Raw genomic sequence first — 24,116 nt, 5'->3', positions numbered from 1 at the left:
ATGCCAGAGGTTGTTCAGGCAACGAATAGTCCAGTAGCAGTAACACCGAAAAAGGATAATGAGTGGTTGTTAATTATAAAAAGGTTGCTACGAAATAAGTTAGCGGTTCTAGGGTTAATCATTATCATTCTTCAAATCGCCATGGCGTTGTTGGCACCTATTATTGCAACCCACGATCCCGTGAAGCAGGACCTATCAGCTAGTGAATTACCTGTATTTAGTGAGGGTCATTGGTTAGGCACAGACAATTATGGAAGAGATGTTTGGAGCCGAATTGTTTATGGCTCACAAATTTCTCTATTAGTAGGGATCGTAGCTGTAGTGCTCGGCCTTCTTGGTGGCGTTACGCTAGGTTTACTTGGTGGATATTACAAAAAATTAGATGGCATTATTATGAGATTTGTCGATTTATTATTTTCATTCCCAGGGATTTTACTTGCTATGCTCATTATTGCTGTACTCGGTACAAGTTTAGTAAATGTAGCTATCGCTATAAGTATTTGGTCGATACCTTCCTGTGCACGAATTGTGCGAGGGTCCGTTTTATCGATAAAGGAAAAAGAATATATTATGGCCATGAAATCGGTAGGTGCTTCAGATCTTCGTATTATGATTAAACATATATTACCAAATTGTTTTGCGCCTATTATAGTTTTTGCCACAATGCGAATGGCTACGGCTATTCTTTCAACAGCTGCATTAAGCTATTTAGGCTTAGGTGCACAACCACCTACCCCTGAATGGGGATCAATGATTTCGCAAGGACAGGCTTTTATGTGGTCATCTCCACATCTAACGATTGTACCTGGGATTGCCATCATGTTAACTGTATTTGCTTTTAATGTATTAGGGGATGGATTAAGAGATGCCATTGATCCTAATATGAATGTATAAAATTTGGGGGGAATTAAGAATGAGGAAAAAGTTATTAGCAATACTAGCGATATTCACATTAATGATTGTATCTGCTTGTTCAAGCGGTAATGAACCGGCAAGTGGGGAGGGTGAAGGGAACGGTAAAATCGATACATTTACATATGCTTCACTATCAGATGCAGTAGGGCTATCACCTATTATGACAAATGATAGTGCATCAGCTAATGTGACTGACCATGTGTATGAAAAGTTGTTTGATAGAAATACAGAAACAATGGAAATAGAACCTAAATTAGCTGAATCTTATGAAAATCCAGATGAGAACACTTGGCTGATTAAATTAAAAGAAGGAGTTAAGTTCCATGATGGAACAGACTTTAATGCAGAAGCTGTTAAATATACTTTTGATAAATTAAGAGATCCAGAGACAGCAGCCCCACGAGCTTCACTAATGGAGCCGGTTGAATCTATTAATGTGATTGACGATTACACAGTTGAAATCAAAACTAAATATCCATACGGTCCTTTTCTAGCGGCACTGTCACATTCTAATGCAGCCATTGTAAGCCCAACAGCTGATAAAGAGGGAGATTTAAATAAAGAGCCTGTCGGTACAGGGCCATTCAAATTTGCGAAATGGGTACCAGGGGATCAAGTCGTATTAGAAGCAAATGAAGACTATCGTGATGGCGCACCTGCGATTCAACAATTAATTTTTAAAGTTGTTCCAGAAATATCAACAGCAATCTCGATGTTACAAACAGGAGAAGTACAATTTATTGATAACCTTCCTATGGAACAGATTGAAAGAATTGAAAGTCTTAAGAATGTAACAGTTGAAAAGGTGGATGGGACACCAGAATACTATTTCACTGTGAATCATGGAAAAGAAGAATACCAAGATGCAAAATTACGTGAAGCTTTTGCTAGCGCGATTGACCGGGATGCTGTTGTTTCAAAAATGAATGGGTTAGGCATTCGCAGTGATAGTGTCATAGGGCCAAAAGTATTTGGGTACGTAGAATCTGCTGCTGAAGCAGGTACACCTTATGATTTAGAAAAGGCTAAAAGTTTAGTAGAGGAAAATGGATTTGGAGAGAAAACGTATAAGTTATTAACACCAAATAGAAGTAATTTCTTACTGATGGCTGAAATCGTTCAAGCGCAATTGTCAGAGGCCGGGTTTAACATCGAAATTGAGTCAATGGAATGGGCTTCATTCCTAGATACGGCAAGACAAGGGAACTTTGATTTAACCTTCTTAAGCTGGTCTAACTTAACGGCTGATGGCTCAGAATTATTTTATCCTAATTTCCACACTGATAATGTAGGTGCATCAAATAGAGCACAATATAGTAACGAAGCATTTGATCAATTAGTAGATGAATCGAGAACAACAACAGACCAAGATAAACGGTTAGAACTATTAGATCAAGCTAATCGCTTAATGTTAGATGACGATGCAGTCGTTATTATGTATCACTCCATCGTAACAGCTGCAATGGATCAATCTTATGAAGGTCTACTTTTAGAAGCAACTGGTAAATGGAATCTATCAGAAGTAACAAGAAAGTAGGTGCAACAATGGGAGAGGCTTTACTAGAAGTGAAAAATATGATTACAGAGTTTCGGACAGCAGACGGGTATTTACCTGCTGTCCGCGATGTTTCATTCTCGCTAAATAAGGGTGAGACATTATGTATTGTTGGCGAATCGGGCTGTGGTAAAAGTATAACTTCTCTCTCAATTATTGGATTGTTACCTAGTAACGGTAGAATTGCAAGTGGAGAAATTAAGTATGAGGGAGAGGCTATTCAAAGTCATACAGCTGAACAAATGAGACAGATTCGTGGCAACCAAATCTCGATGATATTTCAAGAACCGATGACAGCGCTGAATCCTGTTTTAACGATAGGCTATCAGTTAAGAGAACCTCTAATAATTCATGAGAAATTATCTAAAAAAGAAGCCCATAAAAAGGGAATTGATCTTCTGAAAAGTGTGGGTATTCCTTATCCTGAGAAAAGAATGAGTCAATATCCACATGAATTAAGTGGAGGCATGCGTCAAAGGGTAATGATCGCGATTGCGTTGTCATGTAACCCCGGATTACTGATTGCAGATGAACCGACGACTGCGTTAGATGTGACGATTCAAGCGCAAATTCTAGATTTGATTAATGATTTAAAGCAAGAATATCATATGGGCGTAATCATGGTGACTCATGATATGGGTGTTGTTGCAGAAGTAGCTGACAGAGTAATGGTTATGTATGCAGGGAAAAAGGTAGAAGAAGGGACAGTAGAGGAGATTTTTAATCATCCAAAACATCCTTATACCGTTGGACTGTTAAATTCTGTACCAGATGTAGACAAACCTGACTTTGAACTTGAAGCTATTCCTGGTTCTTTACCTAGTTTAAATCAACAAATTCAAGGTTGCCGATTCCACGACCGTTGTAAATTTGCCATGGAAACATGTAAACAACAAGAGCCACCTGCCTTTGATTTGTCTCACTCTCATTCGGTGAGTTGCTGGCTTGAAGCAGAGGAGGTAACAAATCCATGAGTGTCGCAAATGATAATGGGAGAAAAAAGACCCTTCTTGAAATTAACCAGTTAAAGAAGTACTACCCAATCAAGGGTGGTTTGTTGCAAAGGGTACAATCTCATGTGAAAGCAGTAGAAAATGTTTCTTTTAAATTATATGAAGGTGAAAGTTTAGGTGTTGTAGGAGAGTCAGGGTGTGGAAAATCGACGTTAGGAAAAGCCATTCTAGGATTAGAAGAATTAACGGCCGGGACAGTTAAATTCAAAGAGACCGAAATACAATCATTAAGAAAAAAAGAAAAGCTTAAATTTGTGAAAGAAATGCAAATGATCTTCCAAGATCCCTTTGCTTCTTTAAATCCTAGACAAAAAATAGGTCCAGCTATAGCAGAGGTTTTTTCCATACATACATCTATGTCCAGTAAAGAAAAAAAGTTAGCGGTTTTAGATTTATTAAAAGAAGTAGGCTTAAAAGAAGAGCATTATGATCGTTTTCCTCATGAATTCAGTGGTGGACAAAGGCAGAGAATTGGGATTGCACGTGCCATCTGTTTAAATCCATCCTTTATCATTTGTGACGAGGCAGTATCTGCTCTCGACGTATCTGTCCAAGCACAGGTGTTAAAGTTATTGAAAACCTTACAGCAAAAGTATCAACTATCTTATATGTTTATTTCTCATGACTTAGGTGTTGTTCGTTATTTTTGCGATAGAGTACTAGTGATGTATTTAGGGAATACGGTTGAGGAGGGAAAGGTAGAGGATTTATATAATGCTCCTCTACATCCCTATACACAAGCATTACTTTCTGCTATTCCTAGACCCTCTATTGAAAAGAAACGAAATAGAATAAGATTACAAGGTGATTTACCGAATCCGGCAGATCCTCCTTCTGGTTGTCCCTTTCATACACGTTGCCCAATAGCGAGGACACAATGTATGGAAGAGAAGCCTCAATGGAGAGAGTACGGTGAGGAACATTATGCAGCTTGTCATTTTGCTGGGGAATCTATTTTTAAAGAAGCGAAGTGAAATTCCTTTGAAGAGCGAGGTGCTGTTAGCTAGCATCTCGTGTTTTTATTGTAGGTTAACATTTGTGTAAGAATAATCAAGATAATTAACATGTTGATTTTGGAGAATTTAAAATATATTAGATTTAAATCCTGTTATTATCATTAATTTTATTCTATAATCTGTAATGTGTAATATACATTACGTAAGTTAAAATTGATTTTATATTTACAAATGTAAAAGGAGAGGTTAATTTGGATTACTTACATCACCCATTCTCGGCAAAAAGACATACAGTGTTCGCTAAAAAAGGAATGGTAGCGACTTCACAGCCTTTAGCAGCACAAGCAGGTATTGAGATATTGCAAAAAGGGGGGAATGCGATTGATGCAGCGATTGCAACAGCTGCAGCATTAACAGTCGTTGAGCCAACTTCAAATGGAATCGGTGGAGATGCCTTTGCTCTCGTTTGGGTAAAAGATCAACTTCATGGATTAAATGCTTCTGGCCCTGCACCTCAATCCATTTCTGCTGATGAGGTTAAAAAGCGTGGATTCACAAAAATGCCAACATACGGTACCATCCCTGTTACTGTACCTGGGGTACCAGCCGCATGGGCAACGTTATCGAAACGGTTCGGTAAACTATCTTTACTTGAATCATTAAAGCCAGCGATTAGATATGCAGATGAGGGCTATCCGCTGACACCGATTCTAGGGAAGTATTGGAAAAGGGCATATACGAAGTTTAAAGAAGAATTTACTGATGAGGCTTTCGAAGGATGGTTCGAAACGTTCGCACCGGGGGGAAGAGCACCAGAAATCGGTGAATTATGGCGTTCAGAAGGGCACGCTAAAACCCTTCAAGCAATTGGAGAGTCGGAAGGTCGCTCCTTTTATGAGGGTGAATTAGCGGAACAAATGGATGCTTTTATGAAGAAACATGAAGGTTTTTTAACAAAAGAAGATCTGTGTAAATATGAGCCTGAATGGGTAAATCCTATCTCTACTCAGTACAGAGGTTACGATGTATGGGAGATTCCTCCGAATGGTCAAGGAATGGTTGCGTTGATGGCACTTAATAATTTTGAGAGATTGTCAAAGCCACAATGGCAATCAGCCCAAACGCTTCATGAACAAATTGAATCGATGAAACTTGCCTTTACCGATGGAAAAGCATTTATTACAGAGGCAGCAGATATGCCTATTGAAACAGAAGAGTTACTTTCTAAGGAGTATGCGGATAAACGCAGTCAAACAATTTCGGATATCGCTTCCAATCCGGAACCTTATGAGTTGCCGAAAGGCGGTACAGTATATTTAGCTGCTGCAGATGAAGAAGGAAATATGATTTCTTATATTCAGAGTAATTACATGGGCTTTGGCTCAGGAATTGTGATCCCAGGTACGGGCATTAGTTTACAAAATAGAGGTCATGATTTCTCATTGGATGACAATCATCCGAATTATTTAAAAGGTGGCAAACGGACTTATCATACAATCATCCCTGGCTTCTTAACAAAAGATGGTAAGGCAGTTGGTCCTTTTGGTGTAATGGGCGGCTATATGCAACCACAAGGTCATTTCCAAGTAGTAACCAATACGGTCGACTATGCCTTAAATCCGCAAGCTGCACTAGATATGCCAAGATGGCAATGGATGAAAGAAAAATCTATTTTCGTAGAACCAGAGTTTCCTAATTATATAGTGCAAGAGTTAGAAAGAAGGGGTCATCAAGTTACAATTACACCGGATGGAGGAAGCTTTGGGCGTGGGCAAATCATTTGGCGTAATCCTGAGACTGGTGTATTAATGGGTGGAACTGAATCCCGTACGGATGGTACGATTGCCGCTTGGTAGCATCAGCGAAAGAAAAACAACGAGAAGAAGCTAAGCCTCAAACACGCCAAGGCTTACGTTTACAAAAAGAATTAATGATTGGGAACTTCCGTACTGGAATGTTAGGGTTTGGCGGTGGACCATCCTCTATACCACTATTCCAGCAAGAAGCAGTAAAGAAATACAAATGGATGACAGAAGAAGAGTTTGCCGATACTTTGGCATTGGCTAACACGATGCCAGGCCCCATTGCGACAAAGATGGCCGGTTACATTGGCTACCGTGTCGGAGGAATCGTAGGAATGATTAATGCCCTTGTTTCTTCCGTTCTCCCTACTGTTATTATCCTTATAAGTCTTCTGCAAGTTTTACAAGCTTATAAAGATATTCCATGGGTAAAGCATATGTCAGCATCGATTGTCCCGGTTGTAGCTGTGATGCTGGCGCAAATGACTTGGGAATTTGTAAAGAAATCGGGCACGACGCTTGGGTGGAAGAAAGCTATTATTCTCATATTAGCGTCTTTCTTACTTACAGAAGTGACGCACTTGCATCCAGGTATTCTCATCATGATATTAATTATTTCCGTCTTTATTCCTTTTAAGAGGAAGGAGAATCCATCATGATTTATTGGGAAATCTTTTTAGCTTTCTTTATTCCAGGTATTCTTGGTTACGGTGGTGGACCTGCGACCATTCCCTTAATTGAAAATGAAGTCGTCGGTAAATATGGCTGGATGTCCACTCAAGAATTTAGTGAAGTCCTAGCGATTGGGAATTCCTTGCCAGGGCCGATTGCGACGAAAATGGCCGGTTATATCGGCTACGCAGAAGGGGGAATTTTAGGTAGTTTCGTTGCCCTCTTTGCTACAATAGCTCCTTCGATTATCTTAATGCTCGTACTGATGGCGATTTTAATGAAATATAAAGACACCCCTCAAGTCAAAAATATTTCTAAAATTGTCCGTCCAGTGATCGCTGTGTTGCTAGCCGTCATGACCTTCCAATTTCTGAAGGATTCCTTCTCTTCATTAGGGATGGTTTATTCTCTTTTGATGGTCATTGGTAGTTATTTTTTATTAGAAAAAATGAAAATGCACCCCGCCATTGTTATTAGTATCGCTTTAGCCGTAGGGGCCATTTCGGGATTGATTATCTATTAGTCTAGGTGAGAGAACGTAAGACCGAATGAAAAACTGCTTTGGTTCAACAAGTTATCACAGAGGGATATCTGCAAATGGATTCGCAACTTCGTTCTTTAATCTGAGAAGGACGATTGCCCTGTTTGCAAGATGCTCATGCTGAAATGAAGTCATCAATAGAAGGGAATATGTGAGAAAAATCTATTAATCTTTCATCCTACTCTTTAATTATAAAAACCGGTAGCGATTCGCTACCGGTCATATATAGTGAAATGGGGGGAATTATATTAGACATAAAGATTAGTTTTTAGTAGAGCCGACAACAACAAGTTTACCTTGATCAAGTACTTCTTCATACCTCTCAGCTTCAACATCAGTCATACCAACTGATCTCATTTTAGAACGTAATTCATCGCCTCGGCTTTTGAAGACGTTTCCGATGGAGTCAAAAACACCTTGTTCTTTCATACCAATATCATTTGTATCTGTTGCATCTGTTAAATTTTCTGAGCGGTCTCTGTCATGTGCGAATAAGTATATATCCTTCTTAGTATAACCTTCGTTTTCAAGAGAGTTAATGATGCTAACCGCCTGTACTCCGTTTTCTACAACTTCGATTTTATACATAGTTTACATCCTCCTCTTTTTTGAAGAGTATCTTGTGTCTCTTCTTAGTGTATATATATCCGTTCTACAATAGATTAAACCTTAATGTTTATTGGTAAAAAATAGAATCATTAATTGATAGATAAAAATGTTCTTTGGAGCCTTGTGTTATGAAAGTGATTTATTTATTATTTAAATATAAAATATTTATAATTTTCTAACATAATAAGGAGATCATTTTGCGCAAAGTATTGCTCGTTTTCATGTTTTTCACTCTCTTCCCATTCACTCATGTCTTAGCAGAAGAACAAGTGTATCGAATAGGAACAGAAAAAGCGTTTCCACCATTTTCTTATCTTAATCAAAACGGGGAGCTACAAGGCTTAAGCATTGCCATCTTAGAAAGGATAGCCGACAAAAATGATGTGAAGTTTGAGTTTATCCCTATGGATGGAAAGCAAGCTGAGGAAGCGTTAAGAAGGGGAGAAATAGATGGTGTTGCCGGGGTCACCTATAGTATAGACAAGGAGAAGTATATGGACTTTTCCACCCCTTATTTTACGATGTCGGATTCATTAGTGATACCTAGACGCTTGAAAGACGAAGTAGAGAATATAGAAGATTTGCGGGATACGCATATAGTATTAAAAGAAGATACGGCTGGATTAAATACATTAATAAACTTGCGAAATAATAACTTTACTGTGACGACTAACCAATACAACGGTTTATTTATGCTTTGGAATGGCCGCGCGGATGTTTTTATTGGCAACAAATGGACCTCATATTTTTTTTTAGATCGGTATGAGTTAGAGAAACAATATGTTGTGTTAGATATCATTTTGGATCCTGCAGATTATGCTGTAGCTGTACAAGAAGGGGACGAGGAATTTCGACAGTTCTTAGATAAAGCCATCATTGATTTAAAGGCAACAGGGGAAATGAACCAGCTGGTTGATTTTTGGACGAAAGGTGAAAATGAAGAGGAAATCACAAGGTTAAAGGATTTCATTACCATTTTATCAATATTTATGGCCATTGGTGGTTTTATTCTTATTCTCATATATATATGGAATTATCGGTTGAAATTAGCTGTCAATGAACATACGAAAGAACTGACTCTTTTGAATGAGGATTTGCATGACCAACGGCAACGTACCGCTGATAGCAATGCTTTTAAAGATCAAATAATCAATAATATAGATGCTGGCATTATTACTTTTGATTTGAACTTTATGATGACGAGTTGCAATTCAAGGGCACTTGATATTTTAGAGTGGCCCCAACAAGAGGGGATTGAGCATTCACCCATTTTTAAAGAAGTACGAACGCAATTCTATCATGATAGTGCCAATCAATTCGTGCTTCATCGAAACGGTCAACGGAAAATTATCTATTATTCATTGAACGAAATGTATAATTCTTTGGAAAATCAAGCAGGGTATTTGCTTACTATCAGAGATGAAACGGAAAAGGTCCAATTAGAGCAGAAGTTACTCACACAGGAAAAGCTTCATGCGCTTGGACAGTTAGTCGCCGGTGTTGCTCACGAAATAAGAAACCCATTAACATCCATTAAAACATTTATCAATTTAATTCCAAGAAAAATAGCACAAAAAGACTTTCAAGAGATGTTAGTCAAACATTTACCAAAAGAAGTTGACCGGCTAAATCAGATTGTCACCGATCTTATTGATTATGCGAGACCAAGTACCCCACGTATTCAGCCATGTTCTGCATCTGAGTTAACTACTATGCTGACATTCTTACATGTAACGATGAAGGATGAGCACATTGACTTTCAATTAAAAGTACCAGATGGGTTAGTTTTTTATATTGATCCGCAGCAAATTAGACAAGTACTTTTGAACATTTTACTGAATGGGGTGGATGCAGTAAAGAATGTTACTGGGAAGCGTATAGAGTTAGAAATGTATCATCTAGATGGAGAATGCGGAGAAATTTCAATTAAAGATAATGGTGAAGGGATGAGTGTGGAGCAACAACATCATATTTTTGATCCGTTTTATACGACAAAAGCAAAAGGAGTCGGTCTAGGGCTTACACTTTCTTATCATTTAGTACAAGAAAACAATGGGGACATTAGCGTAACAAGTACGAAAGAAGAAGGGACACGGTTCGTCATTACTTTACCTATTTATCGAGAGGAGGATTCGCTCAATGAAGCCAGGTCTACTCGTCATTGATGATGAAGCTGCGATTTGTATGTCAATAAAGTTTGCCTTAGAAGATGATTATCAAGTATATACAACCATAGACCCAAAGGAAGGGATAGAGTGGGTGAAGAGTAAACGAATCGATATCGTCTTATTAGACTTAAGAATGGGGGCTGTTAGCGGTCTAGATATTTTAAAGAAAGTGAGGGAAATACGTTCGGAGCTCACGGCCATTATGATGACAGCTTTTGCTAGCATTGAGACATCGATTGAGGCAATTAAACAAGGTGCCTATTATTATATTGAAAAGCCGATTGATATGGATAAATTATCTGTGTTAATCATGCGCGCACTGCAATATAAACAAGTCTCAAATCGCCTGGAGTCAAAAGATAAACAACTGGAAGCACGTGCGTTTTTAGGGACAAGCAAGGCGATGCAACAAGTATTCTCAATGATTGATCGCATTAAGGACATCGATTCAAGCGTACTTATTACGGGAGAAAGTGGAACAGGCAAAGAATTAGTTGCGAGGGAAATCCATTTTTCGGGTAGAAGGTATCAAGGTCCATTAGAGATTGTCAATTGTGCGGCTATTCCTGATAATTTACTAGAATCAGAGCTGTTTGGTTACGAAAAAGGAGCCTTTACAGGAGCCACTCAATCGAAGGATGGCAAATGTGTTGCAGCTAACGGCGGGACATTATTTCTAGATGAAATGAGTGAATTGCCTTTGTCTCTACAAGCAAAGCTTTTACGAGTCATCCAAGAGCGTGAAGTCACACCACTTGGATCTAATAAGAAAAAGCAACTCGACATCCGTATTATTAGTGCAGCCAACAAAAATATCGCGCAAATGGTCAAAAACGGTGAGTTCCGCGAAGATTTATACTTTCGCTTAAATGTGATTCCTATTCATATGCCACCGCTTAGACAAAGAAAGGAAGATATCCCGCTACTCATCAATCATTTGATTCAAAAATTTAATCAATCAATGAACAAACAAAAAGAGGGTCTGACACCGAAAGCGATGGAAGTGCTTCTCCATTATCCATATGCAGGGAATGTCAGAGAACTTGGCAATATAATCGAGTATGCTGTGGCGTTATCAATGGACCGATTAATCGACGTGTTAGATTTGCCCCATTTCGTCCAAGGTCATGCCGAACATCCGATGAATGAGGATGAAATGATTCAATTACCACTTGGTATCCCGATGAAGGAGGTAGAGAAGCGAGTTATTACTGCTACCCTTAAGCACTATAAAGATCATAGGCAAAAAACCGCTCATTCCTTGCAGATTTCGGAGAGGAGTTTGCGGGATAAGTTGAAGAATTATAAGAAATAAAAGAACCGGCAATATTTTCTGCCTCATACGGAAATAATTGCCGGTTTTCCTTTTGATAAAATTGTAAGCGTATACATAAAACAATATTATGAATTTTGGCACAACATTTGCATTAATAAAACTAAGGAGGATGTTAGTAGGGATGAAGTCATTTTTGTGGGTGGCAATTATTTTTCTGTTAAGCGGTTGTTCGAATACTCATTCCGAGATCCGGTCTTCTTATGATCCATATAAGGCTCCATCAGAAGAACTAGCGGTTGGGAAAAAGTCAATCGTGCTGGCAACAGGTGATGTATCAGGTGTGTATTATCCGCTAGGTACGGGGTTAATGACGATTTTAGAAGAATATAATAAGGCTGCTTTTGGTACAAGAGTGACAAATGCTTCGATTCAAAATGCGAAGCTCGTAAGTAGTAATGAGGTAGAGCTTGGGATATCGATGGCTGATGTATTGTATTCTGATGAACTATCACAAAAACATTTAAATGTATTAACCAATCTCTATCGCAACTATATGCAAATCGTAACATCAGATCCATCCATTGAATCCTTATCTGACTTAAAAGGTAAGCGAGTCAGTTTAGGTGCAGAAGGAAGTGGCACAAGATTTACGGCAGAAAGGCTATTAGACGCAGCAGGGCTTAGTCAAGAGACAATGGACATTTCGTATTTATCCTTTACCCAATCGGCTGCGGGTATGAACAATGGTACCATTGACGTTGCCTTCCTCTCTTCCGGATTACCTAATCCAGTTATCGAACAATTGCTAGAGGAGGAGAATCTTACGTTAGTTAAGGTAGATGAGGAAACAAGTAAGCGCTTAAATCAGCAATACGAGGGTTATGAGTGGCAAGAAATTCCGAGCTATACATATGAGGGAATAACGGAGCCGACACCGACAGTTACAGTACAAAACGTGCTGTATGCGAATGAAGAATTATCTAATGAGCTGGCTTATCACATTTTAAAAGGTATCTATGAGCACTTAGATGAATGGGCCGTCTATCATCCAGCCGTAGCAAATATGACGGTTGAAGAAGCAGCAACTAATATAGCGATTCCGCTTCATCCAGGTGCCAAACAATATATAAACGAAGTAGGGGGAAAGTAAAATGAAAAAAATCATTACGGCATTATCTATTTTTATGTTGCTATGTCTAGCTGCTTGTGGGGCGCCAACACCACAAAAATCCGGTGAACAAGCAAGTTCAGAAGGCGGAGGCTCAGATAGTAAGTCAATTACGGTAGCGGGTAATGGTGGCGTTATTGAACAAACGATAAGAGATGTAATCGCACCGAAATTTGAAGAAGAAACCGGTATTAAAGTGAATTATATCCCAGGATTATCAGGAGAGATTCTTTCTAAAGTAGAGTTACAAAAGAATGCGCCACATATTGATATCGCTTTCTTTGTACCAACTGATGTTTATCGGGCGAATGAAAAAGATTTAACTGAGACATTAAGTGAAGAGAACGTACCGAACTTCTCCAATGTCATTGATGATTTCGTATCTGTTGAGGGTGCGGGGGCACCAGTTTTTGGCTTAGCTATTGCCCCAGCATATAATACGGAATCATTCGAAAAAAATGGTTGGGGACCAATTGAATCTTGGAATGACCTTGTATCCGGAGATTATGAAGGAAAAACCGCATTTGTTGATATCACAAATGACTGGGGATTTAATACATTAAACGCGTTAGCAATAGCAAATGGTGGGAGTACAGATAACGTTAATCCTGGTATAGAAAAAGCGAAGGAATTGGCAGGTTACTCAACCACTTTCTATAAAAACTCAACACAGGTGATGCCAGCGATTCAACAAGGTGCTGCTGACCTATCTGTTTTAGGTTCTTATGTAATTAGTGATTTAGCTGAATCAGGTATACCAATTAAAATGGCGATACCAAAAGAAGGTGTTCCACTACAAGCCTTTAGTGCAACTTTAGTGAAGAACACACCAAAAGAAGAGCAAGCTCTCCAATTTATTGATTATCTTGTGAGTGAGGAAGCACAATCGTTAATTGCAGAGGAAGGGTTCTATCCAATTGCTGAAGGAGTAGAACTACCTGAAAAATATCAAGAATCTATTGGGATAGCAGAGGATGATCCAACATTTAAGCCAGATGTCCCTCAATTCGCGGAAATTAGAGCGGAATGGTCAGATCGTTGGAATAAAGAAGTCGTTCCTGAAATTGGCAAACTACTAGAATAATAGAAGAGGAGGCATAATGAGATGACGACAGCGATAAGCGACGTAGAAATTAAGGGAGCTATAAAAAAATTCGGATCAAATATTGTTCTTAATTCCATCGATTTAGAAGTAAGGCAGGGTGAGCTTCTCACCTTGCTTGGCCCTTCTGGATGCGGAAAATCGACCACTTTAAATTTAATTGCGGGTTTTCTTGAGGCAGACCAAGGAGATGTGTTTATTAAAGGAAAAAAGGTGACAAAGGTGCCTCCATATAAAAGAGATTTGGGTATGGTTTTCCAAACGTATTCTCTTTTTCCACATATGACGGTTTATGACAACTTAAGCTTTGGTTTAAAATTAAGAAAAATTTCCAAGTCAGAACAAAAAAAGAAAATCGATCGTGTTCTTGAACTTGTAAAGTTATCAGGGTTAGAACATCGCTATCCCCGGGAACTTTCAGGCGGACAAAGACAGAGAGTAGCCATCGCCAGAGCGTTGGTTGTTGAACCGGAATTATTATTATTAGATGAGCCATTATCGAACCTTGATGCGAAGTTAAGGCATGAGCTTCGCTTAGAAATCAAAAGGTTACAAAAAGAAATCGGTGTAACGACTATCTTTGTTACCCATGATCAGGAAGAAGCACTATCGCTTTCCGATCGTGTCGTAGTAATGAATGCAGGTAAGATTGAACAAATTAGTACACCGACATCCATCTACAAACATCCAAAAACAGAATTTGTTTTTCAATTTATCGGTAAATCTAACTCATTTGAAGGTATTGTTACATCAACAGATCAAAAGCGGATTATGGTTCAAGCGGGTCAAGAAGTCACATCAGTAAGTTGGGATAATGTGATTGGAGAGAATCGCACGTTCCAAAAAGGGGATGAAGTAAAATTATACATTCGCCCAGAAAACATTCATATTTCTGAGTCACAAGAGGCTGTTGATGGATATGAACTACATCCTGCGAAAATCACACAACTGAATTACTTAGGGACTTCTTGGGAAATAGATGTCGCATTTATGGGGAAATCTCTGCAAATATTAACAAATGAGTACCGTTCATCATGGAAAGAGGGAAGCGAGGTGTTTGTAGGATGGAAGCCGCAAGAGCTCAAAATCATCAGAAAAGAGTAGAACCTAAGGGACAACCGCCGCAACAAGAGAGGCGCGTGAAAAAACGGAAGCCATGGGCACCTGGCTTGTTGTTATTAACACCGATTCTCTTGTTCTTATTCGGATTTTTTGTTGTACCGATGTTATATATTTTGTACTTAAGCTTTATTTCAACTGATAGCTTAAGTGGTGAAGGCGCTAGTTACAGTTTATCAAATTATATCACGCTCTTTACGGATAGCTATTATTTAAACTCTTTATGGATTACGGTTAAGATTAGCTTATTATCTAGTCTGGTTGCGCTCGTATTGGGTTATCCGATCGCTTTAACGATGGCAAAGGCTTCTGCAAAAATGCGCGCACTTATTACACTACTGATTGCTTCACCTCTTTTAGTTAGTATTGTTGTTCGTAACTTTGGCTGGTATTTATTACTTCTACCTAATGGGACCGTTAATACACTATTAATGGATATGGGTCTAATTAGCAAGCCTATGAATCTATTGTTTTCAGAGGTTGGTGTCATTATAGGTCTTTCAAATGCCTATTTACCATTTATGGTACTAGCTATAGTCACAAGCTTATACAATATTGACCCATCATTAGAGAAGGCATCGGCCATCTTAGGTGCAAGTCCATTAAGGAACTTCCTTTCGATTACATTACCACTGAGCTTACCAGGTATTGTCTCTGGTTGCGTTTTAGTCTTTAGCTTATCGATGAGTGCCTACGTAACACCGGCACTTATGGGTGGAGCGAATGTGCCTGTGATGCCAGTTGTTGTATACGACCAAATTAATAATCTCCTGCAATGGACATTTGGATCGGCATTATCATACGTTTTGCTTGGGACAACGCTTCTATCAGTCTTTTTATTTACTCGAGGGTTTGAGAAGAGTAAATTCAAGGAGGTGTTCCGTTAATGAATGCCATTGGGAAATTACGCGGAGCATTGGCTGTTATTGGGATTATCTACATCTTGATACCACTAATCGCTGTCATCCCTGCATCGTTCACAAAAGCAAGCTATCCAAGCTTTCCGCCAGAAGGGTTTTCGTTTCAATGGTATACGAAAATCTTGGAAAGGCCTGAATTTATTGATGCCTTCATGAATAGTTTGCAATTTGCAGTGCTTGCAGCACTATTTGCCGTTATATTCGGCACACTAGGTGCGCTAGCTATTGCCAAGTATGATATTCCCGGAAAGTCAGCGATTACATCCTTTTTAACGGCGCCACTTAGTGTACCTCAGCTTGTATTAGGGATAGCATTATTAATTTACTTCACACCATTAATGCTTGCGGGTACGTCAATAGGATTCCTAATTTCACATATTATCATTTGTATTCCATACGTGATTCGTTTAGTGTTAACTGGCTTAAGCGGTTTTGATTATAATTTAGAAAAAGCGGGGGCAATTTTAGGCGCCAATCCATGGACGGTCTTCTGGAAAATCACGCTCCCATTAATCCGACCTGCAATTATCTCCGGTGGCCTTTTCGCTTTCTTAACCTCCTTTGATAATGTAACGGTCTCACTCTTTATGATCTCTCCTGAAACACGCACTTTACCAATTGAAATATTCTCTACCATGCAAGATGCTTATAATCCAATTGTTGCCTCTGTATCCAGTGTTGTCATATTCATCTCCGTGATTCTCATCGTCATCTTAGAGAAAATCCACGGTGTCGGAAAAGTTTTTGGTGGGGGCCATCATTAATTATTTCTTTAGTCAGGATTAGCGCGCACATTGATATGTGCGTGCTTTTGCTCGTTCATAACAACAATTGCAGGAATAAACAAAGCGTGTCTTGAAAGTTAGACTAATCAATAGTAAGGGTGAATATAAATGAGAAGATTAAAAGAGATTTATAGATATATGTTATTTCGGCTGTTTGGGAGAAAGTCTAGAAAAGTAGGGTTGGCATTATTTGCTCCATTAAAGATATTCCCTAAATATATAGTTGATACGGAAAATGGCCAAGTGACTGGGTTAGTCATGTATGATGAGAAGGTTTACTTGACCGTTGTTGTAGATGTTCTGAACGAAAAAACTTCCGTAAAAGGAAGCCTTAGAAGAATCCATAAATTTACGAAACCTTTTAAAAAGCACAACTATATAGAAATGATTGAAGAAGAAGCTAAATTTTTGCTAGAAGATAAATGCCCAAATGAGTAAATCTCCTCAGGAGGTCTAGAGTAAAGTGGGAGAGTGGAAATAATTGTATAATAAGATAATGGAATATAATCGATAGGAACCTGGAAGGATGGAGGTAATAAGATGAGCATTTAAATAGAATATAGTAACACAGCTTTAATATTGACCTATCAGGTCTTACGACGATTACCTCTTTTAGGAAAACAATCAAAATTCCTTACAATGTGATTGAAGAAGTGCAGACTGGAAGTTTCAAGTTCCCCTTAACAGCAATTAAAAGAACAGGTATTACTACAGTCGGTCATAAAGCAGTGCTTTTCATTATTAATAAAAAGAAATATTTTATCCTATTAAAACGAAGAACAAGTAGTACTCCTCGTTTTAATACTTTGAATTTGATAGGTGAGTGATTGAAAAAGGTGATCCAAAACAACTAGAGAAAAGCTTCGTGATGCGCTGTGGTCATATGAATAAATAAAAGTACTGTTTATTAAAGTAACAATCTATCAACTTAGAGAATGGGCAATGATAGATCTAAAGGTAGGAGGATGAATTTGAATAGGATTATTAGTATTATACTTGCCATAGTATTTTTTGCTTTTCTCTTTGGATATGAACCTATACAACTTATTTTTGAAGATGTATTTGCATTGATGTACCCATTTTTAATCTTACTAGGCCTTATCACATTAATCATTATCCTAGGGGTGTTTATAAAATAGGTCTGAAGATATTATTCTATCTCTATAATAGTATACGGTGCTTTAATATGTAACAGCTAGGATATAAGTATTCTAGTTAAGGATTGATCCGGATGATTAGGAGTGTGAAACATTTTGATTAATATCCTTATATGAAGAGAATAGAGGAATGGAGCAAAAGACATTCGACTCCCTGAGGGAAATAGAGGGGAATTTGAGACCCCACAGGTATTGCAGAGAAGGCTCAAGCGTTCCCTCCCCGTGGAAAGCGAATGTCTGTAGTGAAATGGAACGGACTTTTTTACAATTGATTTTTTATAGATTACAATTTGTTTTTGTTCGTTTTGAAGTTAGGTCATTTAGTTTTGCTCCACCCTGTTTTTATCCATTCAGTTCGGGTTTTTGTATGGCCGGTTTTATATATTTACATAGTAATTTCCTCGAGATAGGGCCAACGATTAATAACTGTGAAGGAAGGGCAACAATAATATTTAAGGCTAATGTCTTTAGATAAGCGGTAAAAATAGAACCTTCAATCCCTGTTGTTATCAAGGTCAAGATGATTCCGTATGCTGACATGATGGCAACCATTATAGGAACCATACAAAAAGCAAAAACAATAATAAAGTTGAATTCTTTTGATTGGTCATAAGGTAGAGACCTTGCAAGTTTGTGTGCGACTGGCTCAACGAAAGACTCTGCGATAAAAGCAACAATAAAAGTTATTGCAAATTGAATCAATGCACTACCTAAGCTATACGATGAAAAGCCGTGTAAAGCTGAGTTGTAAACGGACATGATTAAAACCATCCCAAAACACATGAATAGGCCAAAAATAAGGCCTTCTTTTTTATTACTAGGCAAATGAAAAACAACCTTTCTTTTAAGAGAATAAATGTAATTATATCGGTTCAAATTTTTCTTCATAAGTGACATATTTGTGAATTTTACTAAGAGATTTCATTTCCTTATATATCTTTTGGGGGTTTTTAAAGGTTATGAAATTAGTTTTGCTAGTTTAAAAATAAAACATATAAGTTTAACTAATAGGGCTCTCGTTAAAACCGTTCTTTTGAGGGCATTTTTCATTTGTCCATAGAAGGAGAGAAAATTGAAGTTGAGAAATTGTTTAATAAATAGCGATGGAAGCTTTCCATTACGAATTTGCTTTTTAACTAAATATTTAAAATTTATAAATAACTACTATATTGAATGTTGAGGAATATGTTATGGTAAAGTTACACAATGAAAAAATATTGCGAAATGAGAGGATGACCATTAAAAAGACTAAATATTGGACAGTTGGAGACTTATCAAAACTAACGGGGCTTACGTTTCGAACTTTACGATATTATGATCAAATTAGTTTATTATCTCCATCTGAATATTCCGAATCTGGACATAGGTTATATGATGAGGAAGACATTTTAATTTTATTTCAAATTCTTACTCTGAAAGATTTGGGGTTATCACTCGAAGAGATTAAATCTACTTTGAAAGATGAAGATTACACACCTAAGAAAGTCATTAACCTTCATATAGAGCGGTTGAAAATTGCGATAAAAAATCAGGAAGGTCTTTTAAAAGAATTACAAAATTTATCTTCTCTTATGCAACTAGAACAACATATAACGTTTGATGATTTAGCCCAGGTCTTAATGATGAAAAAGAATGCAACCCCTACCCAGAGAAGAAGTAAAGCATTAACCTTTAAAGAAATCACATAGTATGATATTTGTTAGGAAGAAGGAGCCCATTTTTCAACATATGTATTATTACTTTGATATTTGCATGGCTTGAATCATAGGTTCAAAAAAGTAAGTAAAAAGCCCGATTACCCTCAAAAAACTGGTAAACGGACTTTTGTTTTATAAAGTGATGGAAAATCATTTCTAATTATGACGATGCGTGTTTTTTCGATTCTTTTGGAAAAATTGTGTAGGAAAAAGAAATTAATCCATCAATAACTAAAATAATTGTCCAAATCCTACTTAAGTTATTTGTTGCTGAATGATCAAAAGGGAACGCAGCGTTACTTGATGCAAACCATTGTTGAAAGAAGTCCCCTATAGAACTAATCGTGGAGAATTGGTTTGATAATCCAAGAAAAAGGGCTAAAAGAATATGCACACCTAAAAATATGAGAAGATGCATAAAAAAGTGTTTTCTTTCTACAGCAGCAAATTCCTTTCCATCCAACTCTTTTACTTGATCTTCTATATTAATTGTTTCGCCTCTCCAGTTTGCTACTTTTTTCTGTATAAATCGATCAAGCTTTCTGAAATCTGATTTCCCATAGGTAAATGCGTATACAATCACAATTAATATAACAACCTGGTAGCTTGTAAATTCACCAGTTCTCATATAATCCATAAAGCCCATTGTGGCAATCCATAGGTCGTTCACTATAAAAATGCCGAAGAAAAGAAAACTGAGCTTATTTAACTTGAACCAATATCTTAAAATGAGAAAAGATAGTATTGAAATCCAGAAAATAACTTCAGCAGCAATAAAAAACTCCCATTTATGGTCTAAAATAAAATCCATTTAGTAAACCCTCCTAATTTTCTGTTAGCATTTCTATCCATTTCATGTCAGCTTCAAGATGCAGTATCTTACCATCAATTAAATAATGAATGGCCTCATTTTCTTCAGAAAATACGTGACTATTTCTTAGTTGTTGTAATTGAAAGATGTTTTTAATGATGAGTTCCTTATGTTGTTTAATCATCTCGCCAAGATTTTTAAATGATAGTTGTTTTGCACAAAGTAATTTAAAGTAAAACTCATCTTGAAGAAGGGAGCTTTCAACCGGTAGCAATAGCCATTTTTGAAGCTCAGCTTTCCCCTTTGGTGTAATGCGATAAATTTTCAGTTCTGACTCTTTTTCTTGTGCTTCTTGTACAAATTCATCTCTAATTAATCGATCAATCGTTGTATATATTTGTCCAGCGTTTAAATCCCACTGTTTATAAACCATAGATTCGAAAGAGACTTTTAAATCATAACGATGGCGAGGAGACTGGGATAAAAGCGTCAATATGGCATGCTTTACTGACATATAAATTCCTCTTTCCTCTTTTTAATAATATGAATGGGTAGTTGTAAAAATTCTCCCCATCTAATCTTGTTTAAGTGATTTTGATATCGTTATTTTATTGACTGTATATGAAGGTAATACTGAAGCTGCTATGCTGACAATTAAGCCACAAATGATAGAAATAAGTATTGTCTCTAATGGTACAATAAATTCTATCAGTATATCCTCTGAGGTTTTGGCGTTTAAATAGATTGTGGCAATTCCAAGAAATATGCCAATCAAAATACCGTTTAACCCAATAATAAGCCCTTCACTTATGATGGTTTTATAGATTTGCCATCTTGTAAAAGCAATAGCTCTCATCACGCCAATTTCCCTAACTCGGTCCATTACATTCATTGTTAATGTGTTTAATATACCAATTCCCGTTATGATGATAGCAATCATTAATAATCCACTGAAGAGTGATTTTACGCCTGGAAGGGCACGCTCTTGTTTAGATATTTCTTCATTTAAAGTCTGTACAGAGCTTAAATCAAAAGGAAAAGTGTTAAGAAGTTCATTTTTTACAGAGCTTTCATCTGTATGTTCATCTAAGACTATTAATCCCTTAGAAGGAGAAACATTTGGATGCAGTTGGTTGATATTCTCTTCTGAAATAAACGCAGTATAGCCACCATATTGTGTTGTATTAACTTTCCCAACAACTCTTAAGCTGTTTTCTTTTCCATTTTGATAAATAGTCATAGTATCGCCTATTTTTCCGCCCCACTCACGAAACGCATATTCTCCTAGTAAAATGGTATCTTTTTCTTCAAGTGCATCCAATATTTGCTTTTGCTCAGATTCATGAGCGTAAAATAAAGGATTATTACTATACCAATCATTCTTCACTTCTATCATTGTAAATTGGCGATTCTCATCGCCTATGCTCCAAGTGGCTTGGCTTTCGCTATAAGCCATAACATCTTTTACACCATCCATCTGACTAATCTGTTCTAGTTTTTCATTAGAGATCGGAGTCTCGCTGCTAAACTGAATATTACCACCAAAGGAACGGATGACATCTCGGCTTATGTTTTGTTCTAAAGAAGTAAAGATAGATGAAACGAGTAAGCCAAGACAAATAGCAATTGCAAGAATTAATGACATATTTGAAGAACGATTTAATGTAAGTAATGTGCTCTTTCCGGCAATACTTCCCTCGTATCCCAAAAATGAAGTTTTAGAAAAGAGAATCGTCAAAGCCTTCATCATTATAGGATATAGAAGTATAACAGCTACTAAAAGAAAAACGATGGATATGGCATGAGGAATAAACACACCTAATAATACAATACACCCAATGATCGTTCGCTTTTTTTGACCGCTGACCTTTTCAGTAGGTATGGACTTTAAACTACTAATTACATCTACTTTGCTAGCATAAGTAACTGGAATTAAAGATGCGAGCATAGGTATGATAATACCTAATAAAATGGAAAGGGGAAGTGCATACATGAATTGCATTTTGACTTCAATGTTTGTTTGGAAAGAACCGAATAACCCATCTTGGAGCAAGTTTGCTAGCATAAACCCTGCTGGAATGCCAAGAATAAGTCCAATAATTACGAGATATAAGACTTCCATAAGAAATAGGATTTTGACTTGATTAGGTGTATAGCCGACAGTCTTCATGATGGCTATTTCATTCTTTCGTTCCGATACACTAACATAAAGGGTGTTGTATAAAATGAAAGCCCCAATAAGCATGGCGAGTCCACCAATGGCATAAAGCATGAAATACAACTCTTCTAATTGATTGGTTTGTCTTTCATCTAAAACGACCTTTTGAAATATGAGTTCTTCATTTTGTAAGCTGTCCTTTATTGCTGTTATACTGCTTATTTGTTCCACATTCTCTTTAAACTTTATTCTTATTTCACCAATTTGGTTTGGTGCATTATACAATTCTTGAATATTATCTAAAGTTGTAAGAGCTCGCCAATTCTTATTACTTGCCTCATTCCAGCTTGCTGGACCTTCCAACAAAGCTGTATCAGCTACAATTGCTGATATGGCTACATCTTTATTACCTTTAGGAAGTTGTATATTCAATATTTCTCCTGCGCGTAGATTCCACAATTCGGCGGTAGTCTCTGATATAATAATGCCCTTTTGATCAAGGTTACCAGCAATGACATCTAATGATAATAACTCGTTATCAAAGGAAGAAAGCCCGGTTAATCTCAGATTGCTTTCAGCGGAATGATGTGCACTATCTAAATTAATTTTTGTTTGTCTATGGACTAGCCCTGTTATGCTACTAATATCTGAGTTTGTTTCAACTTCATCCAATATTTCTTCTGAAAAAGTATTGGATGTTGAATGGATAGTATAATCAGCGTTCCCTGTGAACTCCTTTAGTTGCTCCGTTGTAAGATATTTTGCCGTTTCGACAGTGCTGATAACTGCGAACATCGTGGTAATCCCAATGAGAATGGCCAATAAAGTAAAGAAGGAACGTGATTTTTTACGAATTAAGTTTCGTAATGATGCTAGCCATAGCATTTTGATCCCCGCCTTCTGCTTGCTTAATATCCGATTCAATCATTCCGTCTTTTAACAAAATAATACGATTCGCAAAGCTTGCTGCATACATATCATGAGTAACCATGATAATCGTGAGTTTCTGGTCTTGGTGAAGAGAAGAGAGTAGTCTTAATATTTCTGTTCCCATTTTTCTGTCAAGATTGCCAGTCGGTTCGTCTGCGAGTACTAATTTTGGTTCCATTGATAATGCTCTTGCTATAGAAACACGTTGTTGTTGACCACCACTTAATTGCGAAGGATAATTTTTTTCTTTGCCTTCCAGTTTTGTGGATTGGATGAGATTAGTAACAGTTGTTTGAATACTTGCTTTTGGCAAACGATCGGCGTGCATAGGAAAAGCAATATTTTCTTCAACTGTCATGTTAGGAAGAAGCTGATAATTCTGAAATACAAATCCAATATTCTTTCTGCGGAAAAGTGTTCTTTCCTTTTCTGACATGTCTTGAAGTTTTGCATGATTAACTTGGATGTTTCCAATATCCGCTTGGTCAAGGCCACCAAGAAGGTTCAATAGCGTACTTTTTCCAGAACCTGAGGGTCCCATAATTGCAATAAATTCCCCTTCATTTATTGTTAAATCAATGCCCTTTAATACTTCGTATGATTCCTTTCCAATTTCATAAGTTTTCTTTATACCTTCTATTTGAATCATATAAAGCCTCCTATTCAGTATATACTCAGTATATATATTGTATACTCAGTATATACCACTAATATATACTGAGTATACACTAAATGCCAATTTTTAATAAAAATAGTTCAATC

General features: G+C 37.3%; 23 protein-coding genes. 17 read left to right on the top strand and 6 right to left on the bottom strand.

Annotated features, from left to right (window positions below; translation table 11 throughout):
* The 7 genes from MKX67_RS22260 (at position 1) to MKX67_RS22230 (ending at position 7,436) form a co-directional block, all read left to right on the top strand.
* Positions 1–894: an ABC transporter permease gene (locus MKX67_RS22260; RefSeq protein ID WP_095371487.1), complete on the top strand. Its 894-nt coding sequence runs from the start codon at positions 1–3 to the stop codon at positions 892–894.
* 19 nt (positions 895–913) lie between these two features.
* Entirely contained in the window at positions 914–2,452 is a 1,539-nt protein-coding gene (locus tag MKX67_RS22255) for an ABC transporter substrate-binding protein (RefSeq protein WP_095373577.1), read from the top strand.
* Positions 2,453–2,460: 8 nt separating this feature from the next.
* Positions 2,461–3,444 (top strand): ABC transporter ATP-binding protein, encoded by a 984-nt coding sequence (locus tag MKX67_RS22250; RefSeq protein WP_095373578.1) that lies wholly within the window; start codon positions 2,461–2,463, stop codon positions 3,442–3,444.
* A complete protein-coding gene (locus tag MKX67_RS22245) occupies positions 3,441–4,457 on the top strand; it encodes a dipeptide ABC transporter ATP-binding protein (RefSeq protein WP_095371488.1) in 1,017 nt (338 codons plus the stop codon). The genes MKX67_RS22250 and MKX67_RS22245 overlap by 4 nt, the downstream gene beginning before the upstream one ends.
* A gap of 233 nt (positions 4,458–4,690) precedes the next feature.
* The gene (locus MKX67_RS22240) at positions 4,691–6,295 is read left to right on the top strand and encodes a gamma-glutamyltransferase family protein (RefSeq protein WP_095371489.1); all 1,605 of its coding nucleotides are present in this window, start codon (positions 4,691–4,693) and stop codon (positions 6,293–6,295) included.
* A 74-nt stretch (positions 6,296–6,369) separates the two neighbouring features.
* On the top strand, positions 6,370–6,900 hold the full coding sequence (locus MKX67_RS22235) for a chromate transporter (protein ID WP_095373579.1): 531 nt from the start codon (positions 6,370–6,372) through the stop codon (positions 6,898–6,900).
* Entirely contained in the window at positions 6,897–7,436 is a 540-nt protein-coding gene (locus MKX67_RS22230) for a chromate transporter (protein ID WP_095371490.1), read from the top strand. The genes MKX67_RS22235 and MKX67_RS22230 overlap by 4 nt, the downstream gene beginning before the upstream one ends.
* 279 nt (positions 7,437–7,715) lie before the next feature.
* Here the strand turns inward: MKX67_RS22230 and MKX67_RS22225 are convergent, their stop codons facing one another.
* Complete coding sequence (locus MKX67_RS22225) at positions 7,716–8,042, bottom strand: general stress protein (RefSeq protein WP_095371491.1); 327 nt, start codon at positions 8,040–8,042, stop codon at positions 7,716–7,718.
* A 218-nt stretch (positions 8,043–8,260) separates the two neighbouring features.
* On the opposite strand from MKX67_RS22225, the gene MKX67_RS22220 reads away from it, so the two are divergent.
* From MKX67_RS22220 to MKX67_RS22180, 9 genes are all read left to right on the top strand, one after another.
* On the top strand, positions 8,261–10,228 hold the full coding sequence (locus MKX67_RS22220; RefSeq protein WP_322909865.1) for a transporter substrate-binding domain-containing protein: 1,968 nt from the start codon (positions 8,261–8,263) through the stop codon (positions 10,226–10,228).
* Complete coding sequence (locus MKX67_RS22215; protein WP_095371493.1) at positions 10,203–11,546, top strand: sigma-54 dependent transcriptional regulator; 1,344 nt, start codon at positions 10,203–10,205, stop codon at positions 11,544–11,546. The genes MKX67_RS22220 and MKX67_RS22215 overlap by 26 nt, the downstream gene beginning before the upstream one ends.
* Positions 11,547–11,688: 142 nt before the next feature.
* Positions 11,689–12,657, top strand: coding sequence for a TAXI family TRAP transporter solute-binding subunit (locus MKX67_RS22210; RefSeq protein ID WP_157733854.1), 969 nt, complete (start codon positions 11,689–11,691; stop codon positions 12,655–12,657).
* 1 nt (position 12,658) lies between these two features.
* Positions 12,659–13,759 carry an ABC transporter substrate-binding protein gene (locus MKX67_RS22205; RefSeq protein ID WP_095371495.1) on the top strand — a complete coding sequence of 367 codons (1,101 nt, stop codon included), beginning with the start codon at positions 12,659–12,661 and terminating at the stop codon, positions 13,757–13,759.
* 21 nt (positions 13,760–13,780) lie between these two features.
* Complete coding sequence (locus MKX67_RS22200; protein ID WP_095371496.1) at positions 13,781–14,881, top strand: ABC transporter ATP-binding protein; 1,101 nt, start codon at positions 13,781–13,783, stop codon at positions 14,879–14,881.
* Positions 14,842–15,783: an ABC transporter permease gene (locus tag MKX67_RS22195; RefSeq protein ID WP_307316487.1), complete on the top strand. Its 942-nt coding sequence runs from the start codon at positions 14,842–14,844 to the stop codon at positions 15,781–15,783. The genes MKX67_RS22200 and MKX67_RS22195 overlap by 40 nt, the downstream gene beginning before the upstream one ends.
* Positions 15,783–16,580 (top strand): ABC transporter permease, encoded by a 798-nt coding sequence (locus MKX67_RS22190; RefSeq protein ID WP_095371498.1) that lies wholly within the window; start codon positions 15,783–15,785, stop codon positions 16,578–16,580. Before MKX67_RS22195 ends, MKX67_RS22190 begins: the two co-directional genes overlap by 1 nt.
* Before the next feature lie 129 nt (positions 16,581–16,709).
* The gene (locus tag MKX67_RS22185) at positions 16,710–17,039 is read left to right on the top strand and encodes a hypothetical protein (protein WP_342488775.1); all 330 of its coding nucleotides are present in this window, start codon (positions 16,710–16,712) and stop codon (positions 17,037–17,039) included.
* A gap of 533 nt (positions 17,040–17,572) precedes the next feature.
* Positions 17,573–17,740 (top strand): hypothetical protein, encoded by a 168-nt coding sequence (locus MKX67_RS22180; RefSeq protein ID WP_342488774.1) that lies wholly within the window; start codon positions 17,573–17,575, stop codon positions 17,738–17,740.
* Between the two features lie 360 nt (positions 17,741–18,100).
* Here the strand turns inward: MKX67_RS22180 and MKX67_RS22175 are convergent, their stop codons facing one another.
* Entirely contained in the window at positions 18,101–18,517 is a 417-nt protein-coding gene (locus tag MKX67_RS22175) for a DUF2798 domain-containing protein (RefSeq protein WP_342488773.1), read from the bottom strand.
* A 431-nt stretch (positions 18,518–18,948) separates the two neighbouring features.
* Between MKX67_RS22175 and MKX67_RS22170 the strand changes: the two genes are divergently transcribed.
* Positions 18,949–19,446, top strand: a complete 498-nt coding sequence (locus tag MKX67_RS22170) for a MerR family transcriptional regulator (protein ID WP_233435182.1) — start codon at positions 18,949–18,951, stop codon at positions 19,444–19,446.
* 169 nt (positions 19,447–19,615) lie between these two features.
* Here MKX67_RS22170 and MKX67_RS22165 read toward each other — a convergent pair whose 3' ends face one another.
* The 4 genes from MKX67_RS22165 to MKX67_RS22150 are packed head-to-tail and all read right to left on the bottom strand — an operon-like array spanning position 19,616 to position 24,003.
* Entirely contained in the window at positions 19,616–20,266 is a 651-nt protein-coding gene (locus tag MKX67_RS22165; RefSeq protein ID WP_095371501.1) for a hypothetical protein, read from the bottom strand.
* 13 nt (positions 20,267–20,279) lie between these two features.
* Positions 20,280–20,780 carry a PadR family transcriptional regulator gene (locus MKX67_RS22160; protein WP_095371502.1) on the bottom strand — a complete coding sequence of 167 codons (501 nt, stop codon included), beginning with the start codon at positions 20,778–20,780 and terminating at the stop codon, positions 20,280–20,282.
* A 60-nt stretch (positions 20,781–20,840) separates the two neighbouring features.
* Complete coding sequence (locus tag MKX67_RS22155) at positions 20,841–23,309, bottom strand: FtsX-like permease family protein (protein ID WP_342488772.1); 2,469 nt, start codon at positions 23,307–23,309, stop codon at positions 20,841–20,843.
* Positions 23,272–24,003, bottom strand: coding sequence for an ABC transporter ATP-binding protein (locus tag MKX67_RS22150; RefSeq protein WP_095371504.1), 732 nt, complete (start codon positions 24,001–24,003; stop codon positions 23,272–23,274). The genes MKX67_RS22155 and MKX67_RS22150 overlap by 38 nt, the downstream gene beginning before the upstream one ends.
* Positions 24,004–24,116: the final 113 nt, after the last annotated feature.

Source organism: Cytobacillus sp. FSL W7-1323 (genome assembly GCF_038595015.1).
In the GTDB taxonomy this organism is placed as follows: domain Bacteria; phylum Bacillota; class Bacilli; order Bacillales; family Cytobacillaceae; genus Cytobacillus; species Cytobacillus kochii.
This window is presented reverse-complemented; position numbering and strand designations above follow the sequence as displayed.